At 61.1% G+C, this 20,628-nt stretch carries 20 protein-coding genes; 10 read left to right on the forward strand and 10 right to left on the reverse strand.

All coding sequences use genetic code 11. The features are described from left to right. Positions 1-32: 32 nt before the first annotated feature. A complete protein-coding gene (locus E0L29_RS08080; RefSeq protein WP_242664330.1) occupies positions 33-485 on the reverse strand; it encodes an ATP-binding protein in 453 nt (150 codons plus the stop codon). A 222-nt stretch (positions 486-707) separates the two neighbouring features. On the opposite strand from E0L29_RS08080, the gene E0L29_RS08085 reads away from it, so the two are divergent. From E0L29_RS08085 to E0L29_RS08105, 5 genes are all read left to right on the forward strand, one after another. Beyond that, a complete protein-coding gene (locus E0L29_RS08085) occupies positions 708-2,033 on the forward strand; it encodes an ammonium transporter (RefSeq protein ID WP_131357430.1) in 1,326 nt (441 codons plus the stop codon). A gap of 21 nt (positions 2,034-2,054) precedes the next feature. Then, complete coding sequence (locus E0L29_RS08090) at positions 2,055-2,396, forward strand: P-II family nitrogen regulator (RefSeq protein ID WP_131357433.1); 342 nt, start codon at positions 2,055-2,057, stop codon at positions 2,394-2,396. A 108-nt stretch (positions 2,397-2,504) separates the two neighbouring features. Then, entirely contained in the window at positions 2,505-3,188 is a 684-nt protein-coding gene (locus tag E0L29_RS08095) for a hypothetical protein (protein ID WP_131357436.1), read from the forward strand. A 176-nt stretch (positions 3,189-3,364) separates the two neighbouring features. Further along, positions 3,365-3,589: an AbrB/MazE/SpoVT family DNA-binding domain-containing protein gene (locus E0L29_RS08100; protein ID WP_131357439.1), complete on the forward strand. Its 225-nt coding sequence runs from the start codon at positions 3,365-3,367 to the stop codon at positions 3,587-3,589. After that, positions 3,579-3,914 carry a type II toxin-antitoxin system PemK/MazF family toxin gene (locus E0L29_RS08105; protein ID WP_131357442.1) on the forward strand — a complete coding sequence of 112 codons (336 nt, stop codon included), beginning with the start codon at positions 3,579-3,581 and terminating at the stop codon, positions 3,912-3,914. Before E0L29_RS08100 ends, E0L29_RS08105 begins: the two co-directional genes overlap by 11 nt. 2 nt (positions 3,915-3,916) lie before the next feature. On the opposite strand, the gene E0L29_RS08110 is transcribed toward E0L29_RS08105, so the two are convergent. The 6 genes from E0L29_RS08110 to truA all read right to left on the reverse strand — a co-directional run bounded on the left by E0L29_RS08110 (position 3,917) and on the right by truA (position 10,335). Beyond that, positions 3,917-5,053 (reverse strand): GNAT family N-acetyltransferase, encoded by a 1,137-nt coding sequence (locus E0L29_RS08110; protein ID WP_131357445.1) that lies wholly within the window; start codon positions 5,051-5,053, stop codon positions 3,917-3,919. An 88-nt stretch (positions 5,054-5,141) separates the two neighbouring features. Next, positions 5,142-5,345, reverse strand: a complete 204-nt coding sequence (locus E0L29_RS08115) for a DUF2892 domain-containing protein (RefSeq protein WP_131357448.1) — start codon at positions 5,343-5,345, stop codon at positions 5,142-5,144. Positions 5,346-5,382: 37 nt separating this feature from the next. Continuing rightward, positions 5,383-6,435: a 3-deoxy-7-phosphoheptulonate synthase gene (locus E0L29_RS08120; protein WP_131357451.1), complete on the reverse strand. Its 1,053-nt coding sequence runs from the start codon at positions 6,433-6,435 to the stop codon at positions 5,383-5,385. A gap of 204 nt (positions 6,436-6,639) precedes the next feature. After that, positions 6,640-7,833 (reverse strand): ArsA family ATPase, encoded by a 1,194-nt coding sequence (locus E0L29_RS08125; protein WP_131357454.1) that lies wholly within the window; start codon positions 7,831-7,833, stop codon positions 6,640-6,642. 159 nt (positions 7,834-7,992) lie between these two features. Continuing rightward, a complete protein-coding gene (locus tag E0L29_RS08130; protein WP_242664335.1) occupies positions 7,993-9,486 on the reverse strand; it encodes a lytic transglycosylase domain-containing protein in 1,494 nt (497 codons plus the stop codon). Positions 9,487-9,597: 111 nt separating this feature from the next. Next, positions 9,598-10,335, reverse strand: coding sequence for a tRNA pseudouridine(38-40) synthase TruA (gene truA, locus E0L29_RS08135; protein WP_131357460.1), 738 nt, complete (start codon positions 10,333-10,335; stop codon positions 9,598-9,600). Positions 10,336-10,421: 86 nt separating this feature from the next. Here truA and E0L29_RS08140 point away from each other — a divergent pair, with 86 nt between their 5' ends. From E0L29_RS08140 to miaA, 5 genes are all read left to right on the forward strand, one after another. Continuing rightward, positions 10,422-12,326, forward strand: coding sequence for an alpha-amylase (locus tag E0L29_RS08140; protein WP_131357463.1), 1,905 nt, complete (start codon positions 10,422-10,424; stop codon positions 12,324-12,326). Between the two features lie 78 nt (positions 12,327-12,404). Further along, positions 12,405-13,316 carry a PfkB family carbohydrate kinase gene (locus E0L29_RS08145; RefSeq protein ID WP_131357466.1) on the forward strand — a complete coding sequence of 304 codons (912 nt, stop codon included), beginning with the start codon at positions 12,405-12,407 and terminating at the stop codon, positions 13,314-13,316. Positions 13,317-13,391: 75 nt separating this feature from the next. After that, complete coding sequence (locus E0L29_RS08150; protein WP_131357469.1) at positions 13,392-15,149, forward strand: sodium:solute symporter family protein; 1,758 nt, start codon at positions 13,392-13,394, stop codon at positions 15,147-15,149. Positions 15,150-15,157: 8 nt separating this feature from the next. After that, a complete protein-coding gene (locus E0L29_RS08155) occupies positions 15,158-15,739 on the forward strand; it encodes a Maf family protein (RefSeq protein WP_131357472.1) in 582 nt (193 codons plus the stop codon). A gap of 4 nt (positions 15,740-15,743) precedes the next feature. Next, positions 15,744-16,682: a tRNA (adenosine(37)-N6)-dimethylallyltransferase MiaA gene (gene miaA, locus E0L29_RS08160; RefSeq protein ID WP_242664332.1), complete on the forward strand. Its 939-nt coding sequence runs from the start codon at positions 15,744-15,746 to the stop codon at positions 16,680-16,682. A 25-nt stretch (positions 16,683-16,707) separates the two neighbouring features. Here miaA and E0L29_RS08165 read toward each other — a convergent pair whose 3' ends face one another. The 3 genes from E0L29_RS08165 to E0L29_RS08175 form a co-directional block, all read right to left on the reverse strand. Continuing rightward, complete coding sequence (locus E0L29_RS08165) at positions 16,708-17,220, reverse strand: UpxY family transcription antiterminator (RefSeq protein WP_131357478.1); 513 nt, start codon at positions 17,218-17,220, stop codon at positions 16,708-16,710. A gap of 56 nt (positions 17,221-17,276) precedes the next feature. Next, a complete protein-coding gene (locus tag E0L29_RS08170; RefSeq protein ID WP_131357481.1) occupies positions 17,277-19,757 on the reverse strand; it encodes an ATP-binding protein in 2,481 nt (826 codons plus the stop codon). Between the two features lie 346 nt (positions 19,758-20,103). Then, complete coding sequence (locus E0L29_RS08175) at positions 20,104-20,628, reverse strand: hypothetical protein (RefSeq protein ID WP_131357484.1); 525 nt, start codon at positions 20,626-20,628, stop codon at positions 20,104-20,106.

The following is a 20,628-nucleotide window of genomic DNA, read 5'->3' on the forward strand; positions in this document are numbered from 1 at the left end:
TTTTCTGTTCCTGTTTAGGAGATTGAAGGGGGTCAGTAGGGCGCATACCGGAGCCGGAGCGTGCAGCCCGGTCCGTGGCGCTCGACCCCGACGATTTCTGCGATGCTCGATATAATATACATTCCTCTCCCCGAAGAGCGCAGAAGGAACTGCGGAGAGGTCGGATCGGCAAGATCGGCAAGGGCAAAGCCGCTGCCGCAGTCGGTCACCGACACCCGCAGCACCGGACCGTTGGCCTCGAGCGAAGCCTGGAAGCGGAAGGTGATGCGGAGATGCTCCATGCCGCGGTTGCCGTGGCGGACCGCATTGACGAACAGCTCCTTCAGCGAAAGCTGCAGCTGCCCGCAGAAATCCCGCCCGTAGCCCTCTTCCGCGGCGAACAGCCGCACCTCTTCACGAAGCGCTTCGTAGGCGTCCACACTCCCGCGTACCGTTATGACGCACTCTCCCATCGAGGATTGTCCTGCCTGCGTTTTCGAATGCATACCACTGCTGAAATGTAGCACCCCGGGAACGCCGGGCCAAACCGTACCGGATCCGGAAATCGGCTTAATTATTAAAGGGCAGGGGATATTTTCATTAATTATTTACTACTTATTTGTGTGATTGCATTATTTCTTTATATTAATCCAAGGAATTCTCTTAAAGAATTTCCCAGCGCATCAATCACGCTTAATCTTTTTAACAAACAGTAAACAATCACCAGCATGAAACGATCAACGCTGACATCGGGAGTTCTTTCCGTAGGCGCGTTTCTGGCGCTCGCCCTCCTCAGCCCGCCGCTCCATGCGGCCGAGGCAACGGCGGACGCCGTAAACGCCTATGCGATAGACAACTTCTTTCTCTTCATCTGCGCCGTGCTTGTCCTCTTCATGCAGGCAGGATTCGCACTCGTCGAGTCGGGCCTGAACGCCGCGAAGAACACGGTCAACATCCTCTTCAAGAACATGATGGACCTCGGTATCGGCGTCATCCTGTTCTACGTCATCGGATACGGCCTGATGTATCCCGGGGATGCGTTCTCGGGTGGATGGTTCGGATTCGGAGGATTCGGCATCAGCGCAGACTCACCCGGAGCCGCTGCAGGCAACCTGCACCCGGCCGTCGACTTCCTCTTCCAGGTGGCATTTGCCGCAACCGCCGCAACCATCGTCTCCGGCGCCGTTGCAGGAAGGATGAAGTTCGAAGCCTACCTGATCTACTCGGTCATCATCACCGCCTTCGTCTATCCGATCAGCGGATTCTGGAAGTGGGGCGGCGGATTCCTTAACGAGATGGGCTTCTATGATTTCGCCGGTTCCCTTGTCGTGCACGCCCTCGGCGGATTTGCAGGCCTGGCCGCAGCCATCGTCCTCGGACCACGTATCGGCCGCTTCAATGCTGACGGCTCGCCGAACGCACTGCCCGGCCACAACCTTGCACTCAGCACGCTCGGCGTCTTCATCCTGCTCATCGGCTGGTTCGGCTTCAACCCCGGCAGCCAGCTTGCGATCGCAGGAGCGGCCAACACTGACATCGTCATGATCATCGCCACCAACACCCTGCTTTCAGCAGCAGCCGGCTCTGTCGCCGCAATGCTTTTCGCCTGGGTGATCTTCAAGAAGCCTGACCTGACGATGGCCATGAACGGCCTCCTCGGCGGACTTGTCGGCATCACCGCCAACTGCGATTCGGTCACCTACAACGAATCGCTCATCATCGGAATCGTCGCCGGCATCCTCGTCGTCCTCGGCGTAAAGATGCTCGACGCCCTGAAGATAGACGATCCGGTCGGCGCATGGCCGGTCCATGGCCTGAACGGCGTCTGGGGCGGCCTGGCCACCTGGATCTTCGGCGGCCACCCGATGGTTGCGCAGATCGTCGGCTCGATCGTCATCCCGCTCTGGGGCTTCGCCACCATGCTGGTCCTCTTCTTGATCCTCAAATCGGTCGGCATGCTGCGCGTCTCGAGGGACGATGAAATGAAGGGTCTCGACATCTCCGAGCACGAGGAGGAGGCCTACTACGGATTCGACATCTTCACCACCAGGTAACCAATAACCGGAGCTCACACAATGAAATACATAATTGCAATGATCCAGCCGCATAAGCTGCCCGACGTCAAGGAGGCGCTTGCTGAGATCGGAGTGAGGAAAATGACGGTGACCAACGCTCTGGGCTGCGGCGCACAGGGAGGCTACACGGAAGTCTACCGCGGCGTGCCGAGCGAGGTCAACCTCCTCAAAAAGATAAAGCTGGAGATCGGCGTCAACGACGATTACGCCGACAAGACCGTCAAGGCCATCGTGAAAGGCGCCAAGACGGGTGAGATCGGCGACGGAAAGATCTTCATCTTCGACCTGCCCGACTGCGTCAGGATCCGTACCGAAGAGAACGGCTCCGACGCCATCGGCTGAGAATCGAAACCGTTCTTTCGCTGTTCTTTCGCGTAAACAACCAACCGTCGGGGCGCCGTTATGAGCGCCCCGGCAACCACACAACAATCAGCAATCAGGAGAAGACAAATGAGAAAGACCCTTAAATCCCTTACCCTCGCAGTAGCTTTGGCAGCTGCGTTCACCGGCACCGCAAAGGCAGACGAAGGCTTCAGCATCGGCGCCGACGTCGTCAGCAGCTACGTGTGGAGGGGTGTTGAATTCGACGGCGGGCTGAATATCCAGCCGAGCCTCAGCTACACCTTCCCGGGCATCGGCGTCGAAGTCGGCGCATGGGGATCGTATGCCGTTTCGGAACACACGACGGATGGCGTGTCCAGCCGTTACAAGGAGATCGACCTCTATGCAACCGTTCCGGTCGGCCCGGTCGCCTTTACCCTTACCAACTACAACTGCACCCCTGACGCCGCCAACAACTTCGATTTCGGGGAAGACGGCCCGAACGTCGTTGAGCTTAGCGCAAGCGGTGAGATCGACGACCTGAGCCTTCTGGCGGCAGTCAACCTCAGCGGTATTGACACCAACAACGCCGTCTACTGTGAGGTCGGTTACGGGTTCTATGACAAGGACGGCTATACCGCTTCGGCATTCGTCGGCGGCGGCACCGAAGCGTATTATCGCCCGGCAGCCTCGAATAAGGACTTTGCTGTCGTCAACACCGGCATCTCGGTTTCGAAGGACCGCTACACCGCGGCTTACATCTACAACCCGGATTCCGAGAAGTCCTTCCTGACCTTCATGGCGTCGTTCTAAACGGAATCACATCGTTCTTTCCGCAAACTGTCTTGTGTGTGTGCTTGACAGCAGAGCAGCAAAGGGGCCTTCGGGCCCTTTTGCCGTTTCCGCTCGATCGATCCCGGTAATTGCCGGTTTTCGACACAATACTTATATTCTTACAAGTAGGATATTCATACCACACTGACAGAAGAATGGAAACCACCAGAATAACGGAAAAGGGCCAGGTCACCGTACCCGTCCGGATAAGAAAAGCTGCCGGCCTGAGAAAAGGTGATACGCTGGAAGTCGGGATCGAGGGAAAGAGTATCATCATGACGAAGATCACGCCGCAGGCGGATCCCTACCTCATCTGCGTCGAGGAGTCGCTTTCGGAATGGTACGGAAAGGAAGACGAGGAGGCGTGGAGTGGACTTTGAGCAGTTCGATACGGTGGTGGTCCCCTTCCCCTTCACCGACAGGGCGGCAACGAAGCGAAGGCCTGCGCTCGTCGTCTCGACGGGAGCGTTCAACCGCCTGCACGACCACCTGATACTTGCCATGATCACGACGGCCGGCAACAGCCGCTGGAAGAGCGACTGCGAGGTTCTGGACTGGGAGGAGGCACGGCTCATGCACCCCTGCCGGATCCGGCTGAAGTGCTTCACCCTCCCGAAAAGCCTGGTATCGAGGAAACTCGGCTCGCTGTCGGAGCGCGACCGGACGTCGGCCGGGCGCGCCCTCAACGAGAGCCTCGGAAGGTAGGCTCAGGCGATCTTCTTCTCGTAGATCACGTACTCCTTGTAGGGCTTGCCGCCGATCACCTTTGCGAGCTTCGACATCGCCTCGTTCGACTTCAAGACCCAGCTCATCTCGCTTGCGAACAGGCCGTGCTGCCCGCCGTAATCGGCGATATGCGTGTTGAGGATGCTGTCGATGCCCTTGTTGCGGTATTCGGGAAGCACGCCCATCACGATGGTGCGGACCAGCGAAATGTTGCGGCTGTACCAGAGGTACTTCAGGAAGCCCCACGGGGTGAACGGGTTGCCGTTGACGTGGCGGAGCGCCTGGTTGATGTCGGGCAGCGAGAGCGAGAACCCGATGGTCCTGCCCTCTGCATCCTCGACGAAATAAATGTAGTGCGGATTGGCGATCGGCTTGAGGCTCTTGGCCATGAAGTCGAACTCCCTATCCGTCATCGGCACGAACCCCCAGTTCTTCTCCCATGCGCTGTTGTAGATATCGCGCACCTTGGCGATCTCAGCGTCGAAGTTCTTCATGTCGATGATGCGGATCGAAAGACCCTCGCGCTTCATGACGTGCTGAGAGATCTTACGGAGACGGCCGATATCGATGATCTTCTGGTCGATATACCACGCCAGCAGCTCCTGTCCGACATGGTGGCCGGCATTGATGACGAGGTCGTTGTAGTAGGGAGGGTTGTAGAGCATGAGGAAGACCGGCGGGCTGTCGTAGCCCTTCGTCAGCATGCCGCACTGGTCGTTCATCGAAGGGCTGACGGGTCCGCGCATCGTGTCGAGCCCCTTCTTTTTCAGCCATACGGCGGCAGCGGCGAACAGGGCGTTGGCGACCTCCTGGTCGTTGTAGCACTCGAAGAACCCCCAGAACCCGACCCTGTCCTGATGCACCTCGTTGTGGCGGCTGTTCTCTAGGGCGGCGATGGTGCCGGCCATCGCTCCGTCCTTCCAGGCCGTGAACATGGCAAGCTCGGCGTGCTCGTAAAGCGGAAAGGTCTCGGTGTCGAGCGTCTTCATGTAGTCGGAGATCACCGGCGGAACCCAGTTCTTCTTCAGCTGGGGGTCCTTCCTATACACATTCCAGGCGAACTTGATGAACGCTTTGCGTTCGGCCTTCGTACGCACCTGTCGGATCTCTACGGACATGGGTCCTCCTCGGGGATTTGCTTTTCAGGAAAAGAAATCCCCCTGGAGAAGGGGGATTTCAGTCAATGATCGCTCTCTGAAGGGCGGTTTACTTGAACGCGCTGCCGGGCTCGACGCCGAGAGACTTGAGGATGAGAGCCATCGGACAGAAGCCGGTGAAGGCGGACTGGAGCATCATGGTGCCGACGACGGCGGTCAGCCAGAGCCAGGCGGTGCTGACGGTCATGGCAAGGGCGATGCTGACAAGAATCAGGGTGCCGGCGATGGCAAGGACAAGCTTATCGATATTCATGGTTGAACGGGGTTGTGTTACTTAAAAATGAGAACTGTCAAGAGAGATTGCGGACCACCTCGGCTCCCTGCCGCAGCATGCGCTCGGTCTCCTCCCACGAGATGCACTCGTCGGTGATCGAGACGCCGTAGTGAAGCTTTTCGGGGTCCTCGGGGAACGGCTGGTTGCCGGAACAGATGTTGCTTTCGATCATGACACCGGCGATGCTGCGGTTGCCTGCCTGCTTCTGGCTGAGGATGTTCTCCCAGACGTTGAGCTGCTCGGCGTGCTTCTTGCCGGAGTTGGCATGGCTGCAGTCGACAAGGAGCGACTGCTGCAGGCCGGCCTTCTTCAGGAGGGCCTCCGCCGATGCGATGCTCCGGCTGTCGTAGTTGGGCCCGCCGCTTCCGCCACGCAGGACCATGTGGCCGAACGGATTGCCCTTGGTGGTGATGACGCTGCTGCGACCCTCCTGGTCGATGCCGAGGAAGCTGTGCGGATGCATGGCCGAACGGATCGCGTCGACGGCCACGCCGAGGCGGCCGTCGGTCGAGTTCTTGAACCCGACGGGCATGGAGAGGCCGCTGGCCATCTGGCGGTGCGTCTGCGACTCGATGGTGCGGGCGCCGATGGCGGCCCAGCTGATGACGTCGGCCACGTACTGGGGCGTGATGGGATCGAGGAACTCCGTGGCGCAGGGCAGGCCCATGGCGTTGATCTCGAGCAGGAGCTTCCGGGCGTGGAACAGTCCGTGCTCGATATCGAAGGTATCGTCAAGGTGCGGATCATTGATGAATCCTTTCCAGCCGATGGTCGTGCGGGGCTTCTCGAAGTAGACCCGCATGACGATCGAAAGATCCTCCTTCAGCTCGCGACGAAGGGCCAGCAGTCGCTCGGCGTACTCGCGTGCGGAACCGATGTCGTGGATCGAACAGGGACCGACGATCACCAGCATGCGACGGTCCTTGCCCGTCAGGATTCCCTCCACCTCACGGCGGCCGGCGGCAACGGTCCCGGCCGCAGCCTCATCGACCGGAAGCTGCTCTTTCAGGTCGCCGGGGGACGAGAGCCGGATGATGCTCGAGACCCGTAAATCATGTAACTGTTCCATCAGCGATACAGACAAAATGCTCGTTCTAGTAGTGAGTGAAGATAAAAAAAACAACGATATAATAATGAAGTGGTGCACCAATAAATTCCGGTCCCCCGAGAACCCGGTCCGCTCTGACGGCACGGGCATTAAAAAAGCCTGCCGGAAACCGGCAGGCTGGAACTCTTGGAAACGGGAGCCCCGACGTCCGGGGCGCCGCCGGCCTTACGCGCCCTTTTCGAAATCGATGCTGAGCCACTTGTCCTCGAACGAGGCGCCGGTAGACTCCATGCCTGCCAGGAAGATCGGCAGGGCAACGATTTTCTGGTAGTCGCCGATACGGATGGTCAGGTCGTCGCCGAGCTTCATGATCTTGGGCTCGAGACCCATGTTCTCCATGAAGGGAAGACGGACGCGGACCTTGTAGTGCCCATCGGAAACCTTGCTGATGTCGATCGGGTTCTCCCTGAAGCAGACCTCCATCGGGTTCTGCTCGCCGTAGACCTTTTCGCCGACCTTGCGGAGCATGTCGAGACCCACAACTTCGTTGTTGAAGAGCGGAACTTCGGCGATCGGGATCGGAGCGAAAGCCTCTTCGATCTGGTCGATGTACTTCTGCTGGATGGAACGCCACTGCTGGAAGTAGGGATCCGGGCTCTGGTCAGGCATGACACGGTTGATGGTGATGCGGTCGACCGTGATGCCGTAGAGGTTCAGGTAGGTCAGGGCGCGCATGGACTCCTTGATGACCATCTTCTCGGGGTTCATGACGAGGCGCATGGTGGTCTTCGAGCCGTCGGCAAGCAGGTCGATGATGCCCTCGGTCGAGGAGAAGAGGTTGTCGACCTTCTCGTAGACCTCTTCGGGAGCCACGAAGTCGTCGATCTTCTTGACCTTCTTGGCGAGCGGACGGATGACCGGCTTGACCATGTACTTTTCGATGTTGCGGATCATCTTGATGAACCAGCCGAAGGTCTCGGGAAGCGAGAGCAGGCGGAGGGTCTCTCCGGTCGGAGCGCAGTCGACGACGAGAAGGTCGAACTCGCCGGCCTGTTCCTCGTTGTAGCGTTTGATGTAGGAAAGCGAGAAGAGCTCTTCCATGCCGGGAAGCACACCCATCTCTTCGGCGTAGACGCCTTCAATGCCGCGGGATTCCATGAGCTGTGCGAAATGCTCGCGGACGACATCCCAGTTCAGGTTCAGGTCGCCGAACACACTGACTTCCTGGCCCCAGAGGTTTTCAGCAACCTTCACGGGCGAGGGTCCGAGCTTGACGTCGAGCGAGTCGCCGAGGCTGTGTGCCGGGTCGGTGGACATGATGAGCGTCTTGTACCCCATGTCGGCGGCTCTCAGCGCCGTTGCCGCTGCAACAGAGGTCTTACCAACGCCACCCTTTCCGGTAAAAATGATATTACGCATACGTTTTGATGATTCTCATTTAAGGAATTAAGAAAAATACGTCTCCACCACCTGCAACCATTCGGCCACGCAACCTGAAAAGGATAAAGATAAAAAAATTCTCCATTAATTGAACCATCCCGGCCAACTAATTAGGCCCCGTTCGGGACGAGACCGGCTTCAGGGCGAGACCCTGAGCCGCTGTCCGGGACGGATGACCTTTCGACCGGAAATATGGTTCCACTCGACCAGGCGCCTTACGCTCGTATGGTAGCGGGCGGCGATGACGGAGAGGCTCTCTCCCCTTCTCACCCGGTGGTAGCGCGTATCGCGTCCGTAGCGATTGTCCTGCGGTCCCGGGCGGGCAACCCGGAGTCGCTGTCCACGATGGATCTTCATCCTGGAGTCGAGGCTGTTGAGCTCGGCGAGGCGCTGCACGCTCGTTCCGTAACGGCGCGCGATGGAGGCCGCCGTCTCCCCTTTCTCCACCCGATGGACGAGTATCCTTGCCGGCTGTGGCGGCGGCTCCGTCCCGGAAACGGCCGCCGCCCTGCCTTCGAGCGAGTCGACCGCTGCGGTGAGGGGAGCGGAAGGATCATAGAGTTCGTCCTGGCGTTCGGCAAAAAGCTCCGCATACTGTTCCGGAAGGCGAAGCCCGCCCTTCGTGCCGTTGCCGGCGGGGACGATGCCGATCTTGTACTGGGGATTGAGGAATCGGAGGTCGTCGACAGGAAGTCCGAGAAGAAGGCCCACCCGTTCGAATGAGACCGGACGGCGCACCTCGACGGTGGCGATGTCACGGTAGAGGAACCCCGGCTCGAGAGGCTCGAGGTTGTGCTCCCGATTGAAGTTCATGATATAGTTGACGGCGATGAAGGCAGGCACGTACCCCCGGGTTTCGGCCGGCAGGTAGCGCCAGATGGTCCAGTAGTCCTTGCCGACCCCGGAACCCATGGAGCGCCTTGCGCGCCTGATGGCCTTGTTGACGTTGCCGGGCCCCGAATTGTATGCGGCGAGCGCCAGGAACCAGTCTCCGTACATGTCGTAAAGGTCGCGCAGATGGCGTGCCGCAGCGTCGCTGGCCTTCTCGGGGTCGAACCGGTCCTCGACGAACGCGGACGACTCGAGACCGTAGAGGCTGCCGGTACCGTACATGAACTGCCAGAGCCCCTTGGCTCCGGCGCGTGATACGGCGGTCGGATTCAGGGCAGATTCCACGATGGCCAGATACTTCATCTCCGGCGGCACGTTATGGCGGCGGAGCGCGGATTCAAACACCGGAAAGTAGACGCGGGTAAGGCCGAGGATCTTGGTCGTCGCGATCCGCTTGTCGACGGCATAGACCCGTATGAACCCCTTGACGTGATTGTTGTAGGTCAGCTTGAAGGGGGTCTTGCGGTTGAGGGCCTCGATCCTCGAGGCATAGACCGAATCGCTGAACTGGGGGACGAACTGGGAGGGAAAGGCCATGCGCGAATCACCCGGCACGGGCGCATCGAAGTGTTCGTCGCTGAAGTAGGTCGCCTCCATCAGGCTGTCGAGCTGCGCCGAAAGCGTAGCGCTCGAAAAAACCTCGGAAGAGCTGTCCTGGCCGGAAGCCCGGGTGAGCGGAGCGATGTGGAGCAGCAGCACAAGCAGCAGCCCCCGGAGGGTATGGTGGATCCTTACGGTCACGTTCGGCAAGGAATGATGGTATGGAAGTTCTGGGTCAAGGGGGTACTGCTCGAAATCAACATATGAACACTTCCCGACTATTACAAGAGGGATCCTGCGGGGACGGAGGCGCTACCGGGGATAGACGACGCGGGTAAGGAAGAGTCCCGATGCGTCCGCCGGACGAGACCTGAGCCCCGGAGCGCCGCCCTCGAGCATGCAGAGGAAGGAATCGCGGTCGAGCCGGTCGCGGCCTCGGTCGAGCATCGCTCCGACAAGGCCGCGCACCATGCTGCGCAGGAAGCGGTTGGCGGCGACATGGAAGACGAGGAACCGGCCGTGGCGGTACCACCCTGCCGTGCGGACGCTGCAGAGGCTTCCCGTTCCGTCCCGGTCCTCACGGGAGAAGGCGCTGAAATCGTGCGTGCCCCGGATCGACTCCGCAAGCGAGTGCATGAGCTTTATGTCGACAGGCCCGAAGGAGCAGCCGGTAAAACGCCCACAGACGGCCGAAGGGCTTTCGATGAGGAAGTAGCGGTACTGGCGCTCCGTGGCGCTGAAGCGGGCGTGGAAGGAGGCATCGACCTCCATCGGCCTGTCGACGCGGATGGTATCGGGCAGGAGGCAGTTGATCGAATGGGCGAGCCTGTCGAGGGGAAGCAGGGAGGCGGTCGTGAAGTTGACCACCTGGCCGAGGGCGTGGACGCCCCGGTCGGTTCTGCCCGCAGCGGCAAGGTTGACCTTCTCCTGCAGGATGCGGCCGAGAACGGCCTCCAGCTCACCCTGCACCGTCACGATGCCGCCCGGCTGGCGCTGCCATCCCGCATAGGGCGTTCCGTCATATTCCACGCGCAGTCTGATATTCCTCATGGGATTTGCTACATTCCATACCGTTACGAGCATCGAGGCCGCCGCCAGGGCGGAACGAACGATTCATCCATCCAACCCCCTCCACCGTGCAGAGAGAGCATCTCGAAACCCTCATCGCCGCCCTCGGCGCCCTTCCTTCAGCCGCCAACGGGCCCGGCTACCGCATCCCGCGCATGTGGGAAGATGAAACGCCCGGCTCGCTCGACGTCGACCCCGCCCAGTGGTACCGCGAGCGGCTCCTCGGGATCCTGGAGGACGGAGCGCAGGAACGGGCCGGAGAGTGGCACCGCGAAGCCGTCGTCTACAACCTTTTCGTGCGCTTCGCCGCGGCCTTCGACCATGACGGCGACGGCAGGGTCTCCGGCGAGGCACTGCCCTCGGGCTTCCGCGAGACCGGCACGCTCCTGAAGGCCACGGCGATGCTCCCCTATATAAAAAAACTTGGCGCCAATACCATCTACCTGCTCCCCCTCACCGCCATCGGCGAAAAGAACAGGAAAGGCACCCTCGGCTCCCCCTACGCCGTATGCGATCCGCTCCGGCTCGACCCGATGCTTGCCGAACCGGCGCTCGGCCTCTCTGCCGAACTCCTCCTCAAGGCGTTCATCGAAGCCGCCCATCTCCTCGGCATGCACGTCGTGCTGGAATTCGTGTTCCGCACCGCCTCCGTCGACAGCCGCTGGATAGAACAGCACCCCGACTGGTTCTACTGGCTGAAGGAGAGCGTGCCGGCAGAATCCTACGGCCCGCCGCATTTCGACCAGGAAACCCTCAACGAGATCTACGGCCTCGTCGACCGGAGGGAGCTCGAGGGCCTGCCGGCCCCCTCCGGGGAGTACCGCCGGCAGTTCGGCCGCCATCCGGTCACCGCCGAGAGGACGGAAAGCGGCGGATTCAGGGGAACCGATGCCGACGGAGAAGCGTGCCGCATCGCCAGCGCGTTCTCCGACTGGCCGCCGGACGACCGCCAGCCCGCCTGGACCGATGTCACCTACCTGCGCATGCACACCCCGGCGGAGTTCGACTACATCGCCTACAACACCATACGGCAGTACGACGCCGCCCTCAGCGATCCGGAGACCTTCAACAGCGGGCTCTGGGAAGAGATCGCCTCCATCATCCCCCGCTACCAGGAGGAATACGGGATCGACGGGGCCATGATGGACATGGGCCACGCCCTGCCCTCCGAACTGAAAAAAGAGATCGTCAGAAGGGCGCGCAGCTCCCGGCCCGACTTCGTCTTCTGGGACGAGAACTTCGACCCGACTCCGGCAATCCGCGACGAAGGCTTCAACGCCGTCTTCGGCTCCCTCCCCTTCGTCGTAAGCGACATCATCTACATCCGCGGGCTGCTCAACTTCCTCAACCGCACCGGCGTGGCGCTGCCGTTCTTCGGAACCGGCGAGAACCACAACACCCCCCGCATCCCGTTCCGCAATCCCGAAAAGGAGGCAGGCAGGAACTACTCGCGCTTCGTCTTCACGCTCGCTTCCGTCCTGCCGGCGATCCCCTTCCTGCATGCGGGCATGGAGATCGTCGAGTGGCGGCCGGTCAACCTCGGGCTCAACTTCAACGACGAGGACCGGGCGGCATGGCCCCCCGAAACGCTCCCGCTCTTCAGCGCAGCCGCCTTCGACTGGGAGCAAGCGAACCGGCTCGCCCCCCTCAACGGCTACATCAGGCGTGTGCTCGAGGCCCGGAAGGAGAACCTCGACGTCATCCTCTCCGGCGAACCGGGCTCCATCGCCATCCCGATCGTCTCGGACGAAGCCATCTTCGCCCTCAAGCGCACCGCCGCCGGGCGCTCCATCCTCTTTGCCGGCAACAGCAGCCTCGAGGAGGAGAAGAGCGGGGTCATCGAGTTCCGCAAAGCCTCGCTGGAGCTTCGGGGCCTCATCACCGGCGAGCCATTCCGGGTCATCGACCACCGCCTCGAACTCACACTCCGGCCCGGCGAGTGCAGGCTGTTCCGGCTGCCGGATGAAAATTGAGCCGGCCTTGGAATCATACGGCGTAAAAGTTGTATCTTGAGTGATTTTCCATCGAACCCTTTAAACGACCATCGCATCATGCCCATTCTCATTGTCGGCTCCCTCGCATTCGACGATATCGAAACCCCCTTCGGCCGCTCCGACAACACCCTCGGAGGATCCTCCACCTACATCGCCCTTTCGGCAAGCTACTTCGCCGACAAGATCCAGATGGTCGGCGTGGTCGGCAACGACTTCGAGGACGGGCACTTCAAGCTGCTGCACGACCGCGACATCGACACCAGGGGCATCCAGGTGGTCGACAGCGGCAAGACCTTCCGCTGGGCCGGCCGCTACCACTACGACATGAACACCCGCGACACGCTCGACACCCAGCTGAACGTGTTCGCCGATTTCGATCCCCATATCCCGCACCACTACCAGGACACCGGCATCGTCGTGCTCGGCAACATCGACCCCGAGCTCCAGCTGAAGGTGCTCGACCAGATCAACAAGCCCGAGATGGTCATCCTCGACACCATGAACTTCTGGATCGAAGGCAAACCCGAAGCGCTCAAGGAGACCCTCAAGCGCGTCGACGTCTTCATCCTCAACGACAGCGAGGCACGCCTCCTGAGCGGAGACCCGAACCTCGTGAAGTCCGCCCGCATCATCCGCCAGATGGGCCCGAAAACCCTCATCATCAAGAAAGGCGAACATGGGGCCCTGCTCTTCACCGACAGCGGCATCTTCGCCGCCCCCGCCTTCCCGCTCGAGTCCATCTACGACCCGACCGGAGCCGGAGACACCTTCGCCGGAGGCTTCATCGGCCACCTCTCCCGCTGCCCGGAGATCACCGAGACGGAACTGCGCAGGGCCGTCCTCTACGGCAGCGCCATGGCCAGCTTCTGCGTCGAGAAGTTCGGTACCGAGAAGATCGCCGCTCTCGACATGCTCGAGATCGAGGACCGCTACGAGAGCTTCCTCGAGCTCTCGCGCATCGAATGCTGACAATTCCCCGACGGGCCCCCGGGCCCCCATTCCCATGAACCCGGGGGACCCCTCCCCCGGATTCCCTTCCAGCCCATGAACGCACTCAACGCCCTCGACTACAGCTTCATCATCGGCTACCTGCTTCTCACGCTCTTCATCGGGCTCTGGTTCTCCAGGAGGGCGTCCGAGAACGTCGGGGAGTTCTTCCTCTCGGGGCGCAAGCTGCCCTGGTGGATCGCCGGAACCGGCATGGTCGCCACCACCTTCGCCGCCGACACGCCGCTTGCCGTCACGGGCTTCGTCGCACGCCACGGCATCGCCGGCAACTGGGTCTGGTGGACCTTCGTCTCGGGCGGCATGCTCACCGTCTTTTTCTTCGCACGGCTCTGGCGGCGCGCCGAGATCCTGACCGACCTCGAGTTCATCGAGCTCCGCTACAGCGGCAGGGCAGCCCGGTTCCTGCGCGGCTTCAAGGCCATCTACTTCGGACTCTTCATCAACGCCGTCATCATCGGCTGGGTGAATCTGGCCATGTTCAAGATCATCAGCATCATGATGCCGGGCCTCAACCCGCAGCTGACGATCGTCGCCCTCGTCCTCTTCACCACCTTCTACTCCGGACTTTCCGGGCTCTGGGGCGTCTCCATCACCGACGCGGTCCAGTTCGTCATCGCCATCGTGGGGTGCATCATCCTGGCGGTCCTGGCCGTGCAGTCGCCGGCCGTCGTCGACGCCGGGGGACTCCAGGCAGCCCTGCCGGCGTGGATGTTCGACTTCTTCCCCTCCATCGACTCCAGCGGCGTCGGCGAAAGCGGCGCCTTCGCACTCCCCTTCGCCTCGTTCGCCGCGATGGCCTTCATCCAGTGGTGGGCCAGCTGGTATCCCGGCGCAGAGCCCGGCGGCGGAGGCTACATCGCCCAGCGCATGATGAGCGCGAAAGATGAAAAGCACTCGCTCCTGGCGACGCTCTGGTTCACCGTGGCGCACTACTGCCTCAGGCCCTGGCCCTGGATCGTGGTCGCCCTTGCGAGCCTCGTGATGTTCCCCGACCTGCCCATGGCGGAGAAGGAGGACGGGTTCGTCCATGTCATGCAGGCAGTGCTTCCGCCCGGCCTCAAGGGACTGCTCATCGCCGCATTCCTCGCCGCCTACATGTCGACGCTCGCGACCCACCTCAACTGGGGCACGAGTTACATCATCAACGACTTCTACCGCCGTTTCATCAAAACCGACGGCTCGGCGAAGCACTACGTCCGGGTCTCCAAGCTCACGACCGCCCTTACGGCAGGCTTCGCCCTCTACATCACCTTCTTCGTCCTCGAGACCATCACGGGAGCCTGGGAGTTCCTCATCCAGTGCGGAGCCGGAACCGGGTTCGTGCTGATCCTGCGCTGGTTCTGGTGGAGGCTCAACGCCTGGAGCGAGATCACCTCCATGGTGGCGCCCTTCCTTGCCTACAGTTACCTCTCGCTCTTCACCGACGTCGCCTTCCCGAATTCCATTTTCATCATCGTCGCCTTCACGATCGCAGCGACCCTGCTGGTCACCTTCATCACCGCGCCGACCGAGCGGGAGCACCTCGAGGCCTTCTACCGCAAGACGCGGGTCGGCGGAATACTGTGGAACCCTGTCTCCCGCTCCCTTCCGGACGTGGAGTCCGACACCGGGTTCCTCCGCCTCTTCCTCGACTGGGGGCTCGGCATCGCCATGGTCTACGCCGTGCTCTTCGGCACCGGGCGGATCATTTTCGGCGACCCCTTCGAAGGCGCGCTCTTCATTGCAGCCGGAGCGGTTGCCGGGGCGTTCATCTTCATGGATCTCAACCGGCGCGGCTGGAACACCCTGAACTGAACCGAACGATGAGGATACCGCACCTGCTTCTCGCTTCACAGTCTCCGCGCCGCAGGGAGCTGCTCTCCCTCATGGCCGTCCCCTTCTCGGCCGTCGGCGTCGACACCCCCGAACGGTTCCAGGCCGGGCTTCCGCTCGAAGAGAACGTCATGCGCATCGCCGCCGAAAAGGCCCGGGCGGCACTCCTCCAGCACCCCGATGCCGCCAAAGAGGCCCTCATACTCGGCGCAGATACGGTGGTCGCCATGGACCGGCGCATCCTCGGAAAACCGAAGGACAGAAACGACGCCGTTGCCATGCTCCGCCGGCTGCAGGGGCGCACCCACAGCGTGCACACCGGCTTCGCCCTGCTCTTTGGAGATCGGCTGCAGACCGAAATGGCGACCACACGGGTCACCCTCAACCCCATGACGGACGCCGAGATCATGCGATACGTCGAGACCGGCGGCCCCATGGACAAGGCCGGCGCCTACGGCATCCAGGATCCGGTCATGGCCTGCCATGTCGCGGCCATCGAAGGATGTTACTACAACGTCGTCGGCCTGCCGCTCTCGCGCCTGTGGCAGGCCCTCGAAACCTTTTCGGACTGAGCAGGTGAGGGTGCCGCCGATCGAGAACGAGGTGCTGGTCCTGACCGGCCCCACCGCGTCCGGCAAATCCTCGCTCGCCCACCGCCTGGCGCTTCTCGGTGACGCCGAGATCGTCTCCTGCGACTCCCGCCAAGTCTACCGCGAGCTCACCATCGGCTCGGCCAAGCCCGACCCCGGAATGCTTTGTGAGGTCAGATACCACTTCATCGACGAAAAGGAGCTCACAGAACCCTTCAGCGCCGGAGAGTACGCTTTAGAGGCCGAAGCGCGCATACTCGGGATCATCCGGCGGGGAAAACGGGCGATCGTCGTCGGGGGCTCGGCTCTCTACCTGCAGGGGCTTGTCGAAGGATTTGCCGGGCTGCCCCCGAAAAACGCAAAAGTCCGCCAGCTGCTCGAACGGCAGCTGGCGGACTTCGGCGCTGAACGCCTCTATGAACGGCTCAGGAAGCTGGACCCGCAACAGGCGGCGACGCTCGACCCCACAAAAACGCAACGCCTCGTCCGAAGCCTCGAGATCATCGAGACCACCGGACGAAGCGTCACGGAACTGCAGCGCACACACACTGACGCCACAACACAAAAATGGAAACCGAACTATACCCTCTTCGCACTCCTTCGCCCGAGGGAGGAGCTCTACGGAAGGATCAACCTGAGAACGGAGCAGATGATGCACGAGGGGCTGCTCGAGGAAGCCGAAGGGCTCTGGAGGCGCTACCAGAGGGAAATCGAGGACCGCTCGCTCCCCTCGCTCTGCACCGTCGGATACCAGGAGCTCTTCGAGCACTTCCGGGGAAAGACGACCCTGGATGAGGCCGTCGCACTCATCCAGCAGCACACGCGCAACTACGCCAAGCGCCAGCTGACCTTCATGCGAAACCGCCTGCAGTGCAGGTGGGTGCCGGCAACCATCGGCAGCGAAGAGCTCCTCGGCCTTCTCTGAAGCGCTTCTGGCCCTCGGCCCCCGTTCATTTCAGCGTCATGAGCAGATCGGGCAGAATGCTCACCTCGATGCCCTGCATGATACTCTCGAAGAACACCACGATCCGCTCCTGTCGGCCCTGCTTGACAACCACACCCTCCATGCCCCGGAACGGCCCGGCCAGCACCCGAACCTTCCTTCCGGCCGGCATCGAGTCCACGGTCCGGTGCAGGGCGTCGGGTTCGTGCACCAGCGTCTTGAGCCACTCGATATCGCGCTCGCCGACAACCGAGGGAACCCTGCCGATCCCGACGAACCTCACGACGCCTTCGGTATCAAGCACCTTCACATGCTCCTTACGCATATCGATGCAGACGAACACGTAGCCCCTGAACAGCGGCTCCTGCACCTTTTTCTTCCGGTCGCTCCATTGGCGGACGGTTTCCATGAGCGGGAGGAACGCGGTCAACTCCTTCTCCTCAAGCCACTGATGGACTTTCTTCTCGTAGCGCGAGCGGACATAGACCGCATACCAGTGCTGAGCACACCCGTTATCCATAAGCACGGTCTTCTCCTATCGTGTGGGTATGTATGTTCTTGGTGTTATCGTCCACCTCACCGCTGCCCGGACGGCGGCGGAGGCTGAAGTTTCCGCTGAACAAGCCTGAGAAGATCTTTGATGCTGAAGGGTTTGCGGATGAAGTTCACGCCTTCCTGGAGCCGGTGAGGGTGATCAAGACGTTCAGGGGCGAATCCCGAGATGAACAGGCATTGCAGCTCAGGATCGGCCGCATGCATCCTCTCATAGAGCTGCACCCCGTTCATGCCCGGCAGCATCACGTCCGTAAGCAGCAGGCTGCTGCCCTTCCAGTTGAGCGTCAGGGCGCTTTCGGCGTCCGGGGCCGAGCGCACCAGGTATCCATTTTTTTCAAGAATCTTCCTGACAAGATGAAGAATATCGGGTTCGTCTTCGACAATCAGGATTTTCCTGCCGGACTCCCCTTCCGATCCGCTTGCGTCAGCATCAGCGGGTGCTTCTGTTCCAGACGCTTCAGCGTACAGGGGGAAGGATACACTGAAGGTGGTGCCGGTGTCCGGTTCGGTGGTGCATGCGACCTGGCCATTGTTCTGCTTCACGATCCCGTAGACGGATGAGAGGCCGAGCCCGGTGCCCTTGCCGACCTCTTTTGTGGTGAAGAATGGCTCGAAAATGTGCGGAAGAAGGTGCTCGGGGATACCGGCGCCGCTATCGGTGACGGTAAGGACGGCGGAGGCCGGCGCCTGTTTATCCGTGTTCCCCGCCGCCCTGCTGTCGGCAGCAGTAACGGTAATGGTGCCGTTCCCCTGTATGGCGTCCCGGGCGTTGAAGCAGAGGTTGATGAGAATCTGGCTGAACTGTCCGGGATCAATCAAGACGGAGAGGCTCTCCGGACCGGGATGCCAGGCGCATGTGATCGATTCACCCATAGCACCCCGAATCATCGGAAGGCACTCTTCGACCAGCGTATTCATCTTCATGACTGCCGGCCGGTTGGTCTGTTTCCGGGCGAACGCCAGCAGCTGGCTGGTGATTAAGGCTGAACGCTCGGTGGAGTTGCGAATGGCCTGGAGCCCATTGAAGAACGGGTGCGTTTCCGAGACCTGCTCCAGCAGGATCTCCACATGTCCTAAGGTAATGGCCAGCATGTTGTTGTAGTCATGCGCTATCCCTCCTGCAAGCCGGCCTACAAGGTCAAGTTTCTGCGACTGGTTCAGTTGCTCCTGCATGGCCTGCTCCGCCCGTTCGGCCTGCTTCCGGGCAATGATGTCACGCGCGAAACCGGCAAGGTTGCTGACGAGGGTCGCATCTTCTTCGGTATAGTCGTAAGGGCAGTTGCCGACCCCGAAAACTGCTGTGACGGCACTCCCCTCCATAAGGGGGACAATCAGTACACGCTCTACGTCGCAGTGGCCGTGAGGCAGCGGGCGGTTGGGCTTGAGCGCCTTGAAATCATTGTGTATGACCGCTTTTCCCTCTCGAAGCACCTTACCCGGGATCCCGTCCATATCCATCCCCATATCGCCCTCGCAGTCCTCCATGCGGCACTCGTGCTGCATGGTATTGCTCGACCAGACCCGGACCTGCCGGGCTTCAGCAATAAGCGGAGCCTCAAGCGTGCGGCAGAACCCGATGGTGCTGCCGGTCAGTCGTTCGGCTTCGTCGAGCGTGGCCCGCAGCAGTTCGGGTTCTTCAGCGCTCCCTGACATCTGGAACAGGCGAAGCCTGAAGGCCATCAGGGACTCCAGGCGCTTTCGCTCCGTCATATCGTTGATGATCAGATACACATAGGTTCTGCCATGGATGCAGATCCTGCTCCCGAAGGCTTCGACGTCGCGAATGCTGTGGTCGGCCCGGCGATGACGGAATTCAAACCGCTGGCTCTGGCGCTCTTCCCATGCTCCGAGAAGCATCCGAAGCGCTTCCCGGGGCTGCACATGGATCTGGCTGATGTGCAAGGACGGAAGCTGGGCCAGCGTCCACCCATAATAGCGTTGCGCACATCCGTTTGCGTCGATGATCCGGCCGGTGAGAGGATCGAGAATGAGCTTGACGGCGCTGTTGCTGTCAAACACAGCATTGAACCAGGCCTGGCTTTCACGCCGAATCTCCTCTGCACGCATCCACTCGGTAATGTCGAAAACAATGCCCGCATAACGGACTGTCCGCCCCTCTTCGTCCCGTATGGGAGTCCCTTTCGACATAAGCCACCGAACCTCGTCCGGCGCCTCAGGAAGATTCACACGCCAGGTGCTGTTGAATTCCGTGCCTTTCGACACGGCATTATGGACTGCCGCCTCAACGGCGTCACGGTCTTCAGGCGATACCGTCTGTCGCCACGAGGCATAGGATGGCTCGGTGCTGTGAGGGGCGAGGCCGTATAAGGGCCAGAGTTCCTCTGACCATTCATTGGCGTTCGTCGTCACATCCCATACCCATCTGCCGGCATGCACTAAGGAGAGTATGGGGTCGGAGGTACTTTCAAAGAGGCTGTTGATCAACCCGCCCGTACCGGATCCACCGATACTGCCGGAAGCGCCGGCGGCTTGTTTTTTCATTGCAACGAGTAAGGAATGTTGATTTCGGCCACCCGCCCATTTCCACGAACCTGATCGGTACCGGCGGGTTCGGACGGAGGCCGACCCCTTGCAGCCCGCTCTGGCCGGAGGAACCGAGGCGGCTTTTCGGCAGGACTACAGCTAACCGGGTGTTCCACCCGAACGAGGGGGGCTCGGGCGAGTCCCTCACTCGGTTGTTGCCGACATGGCAGGATTCCGGGGCCGATCGAGATCGCATCCGCGCAAGGTGGCCACATGAAAGGAAAAGAGCTGGAGCGGCAGCAACAACGTATCGCATCTCAGACTACTTGAGAGGTCCAATCTGGTCCTTCATCTCGCGCTTCATCTAATCGGCAGTCTGCCCGTCTCCTCCCTCGGAGCCTTCGGGCTGGTTGTCCGGGACACCGTCCTTTTCTGAGGGCGACTCTTTGATAACCAGCGTTTTTTTATCCACATCGGGAGATTCGGGTCCATCCACCGACACGCCTTCAGATTTCGAGCCTTTCTCGATCACGATGGTTTTCTTGTCGACATCAGGCGCCCCCACACCTTCAGAGGTCGCACCTTTTTCGATGACGAAGGTCTTCTTGTCGACGTCGGGCGCTGAGGGAGACGAGGGTGACGACGGAGCGCTCGGCGCCGCAGGGGCTGGGGCAGGGGTCGCCGGCGCCGCAGGGGCAACCGGGACAGATGGGGCGGCAGGAATGGCGCTGATGGCCGTGGAGACTGTAGAGGAAACAGTCATCGGCGTGGACCCGGCCGAGACGTCGGTCATCGTCCCCGTGCCACCGGCCCTGAGCTCACCGGCACAGACCGACAGCATGATGAACCCGGCAAGAGGAGCCGTAACGAATGCGGTGGTATGATTCAT

Source organism: Chlorobium sp. N1 (assembly GCF_004332115.1).
GTDB lineage: Bacteria > Bacteroidota > Chlorobiia > Chlorobiales > Chlorobiaceae > Chlorobium.

Coding starts and splice junctions, on each gene's coding strand:
- E0L29_RS08080 (WP_242664330.1), bottom strand. CDS start 485: ATGCATTCGAAAACGCAGGCAGGACAATCCTCGATGGGAGAGTGCGTC.
- E0L29_RS08085 (WP_131357430.1), top strand. CDS start 708: ATGAAACGATCAACGCTGACATCGGGAGTTCTTTCCGTAGGCGCGTTT.
- E0L29_RS08090 (WP_131357433.1), top strand. CDS start 2,055: ATGAAATACATAATTGCAATGATCCAGCCGCATAAGCTGCCCGACGTC.
- E0L29_RS08095 (WP_131357436.1), top strand. CDS start 2,505: ATGAGAAAGACCCTTAAATCCCTTACCCTCGCAGTAGCTTTGGCAGCT.
- E0L29_RS08100 (WP_131357439.1), top strand. CDS start 3,365: ATGGAAACCACCAGAATAACGGAAAAGGGCCAGGTCACCGTACCCGTC.
- E0L29_RS08110 (WP_131357445.1), bottom strand. CDS start 5,053: ATGTCCGTAGAGATCCGACAGGTGCGTACGAAGGCCGAACGCAAAGCG.
- E0L29_RS08115 (WP_131357448.1), bottom strand. CDS start 5,345: ATGAATATCGATAAGCTTGTCCTTGCCATCGCCGGCACCCTGATTCTT.
- E0L29_RS08120 (WP_131357451.1), bottom strand. CDS start 6,435: ATGGAACAGTTACATGATTTACGGGTCTCGAGCATCATCCGGCTCTCG.
- E0L29_RS08125 (WP_131357454.1), bottom strand. CDS start 7,833: ATGCGTAATATCATTTTTACCGGAAAGGGTGGCGTTGGTAAGACCTCT.
- truA (WP_131357460.1), bottom strand. CDS start 10,335: ATGAGGAATATCAGACTGCGCGTGGAATATGACGGAACGCCCTATGCG.
- E0L29_RS08145 (WP_131357466.1), top strand. CDS start 12,405: ATGCCCATTCTCATTGTCGGCTCCCTCGCATTCGACGATATCGAAACC.
- E0L29_RS08150 (WP_131357469.1), top strand. CDS start 13,392: ATGAACGCACTCAACGCCCTCGACTACAGCTTCATCATCGGCTACCTG.
- E0L29_RS08155 (WP_131357472.1), top strand. CDS start 15,158: ATGAGGATACCGCACCTGCTTCTCGCTTCACAGTCTCCGCGCCGCAGG.
- E0L29_RS08165 (WP_131357478.1), bottom strand. CDS start 17,220: ATGGATAACGGGTGTGCTCAGCACTGGTATGCGGTCTATGTCCGCTCG.
- E0L29_RS08170 (WP_131357481.1), bottom strand. CDS start 19,757: ATGAAAAAACAAGCCGCCGGCGCTTCCGGCAGTATCGGTGGATCCGGT.
- E0L29_RS08175 (WP_131357484.1), bottom strand. CDS start 20,628: ATGAATCATACCACCGCATTCGTTACGGCTCCTCTTGCCGGGTTCATC.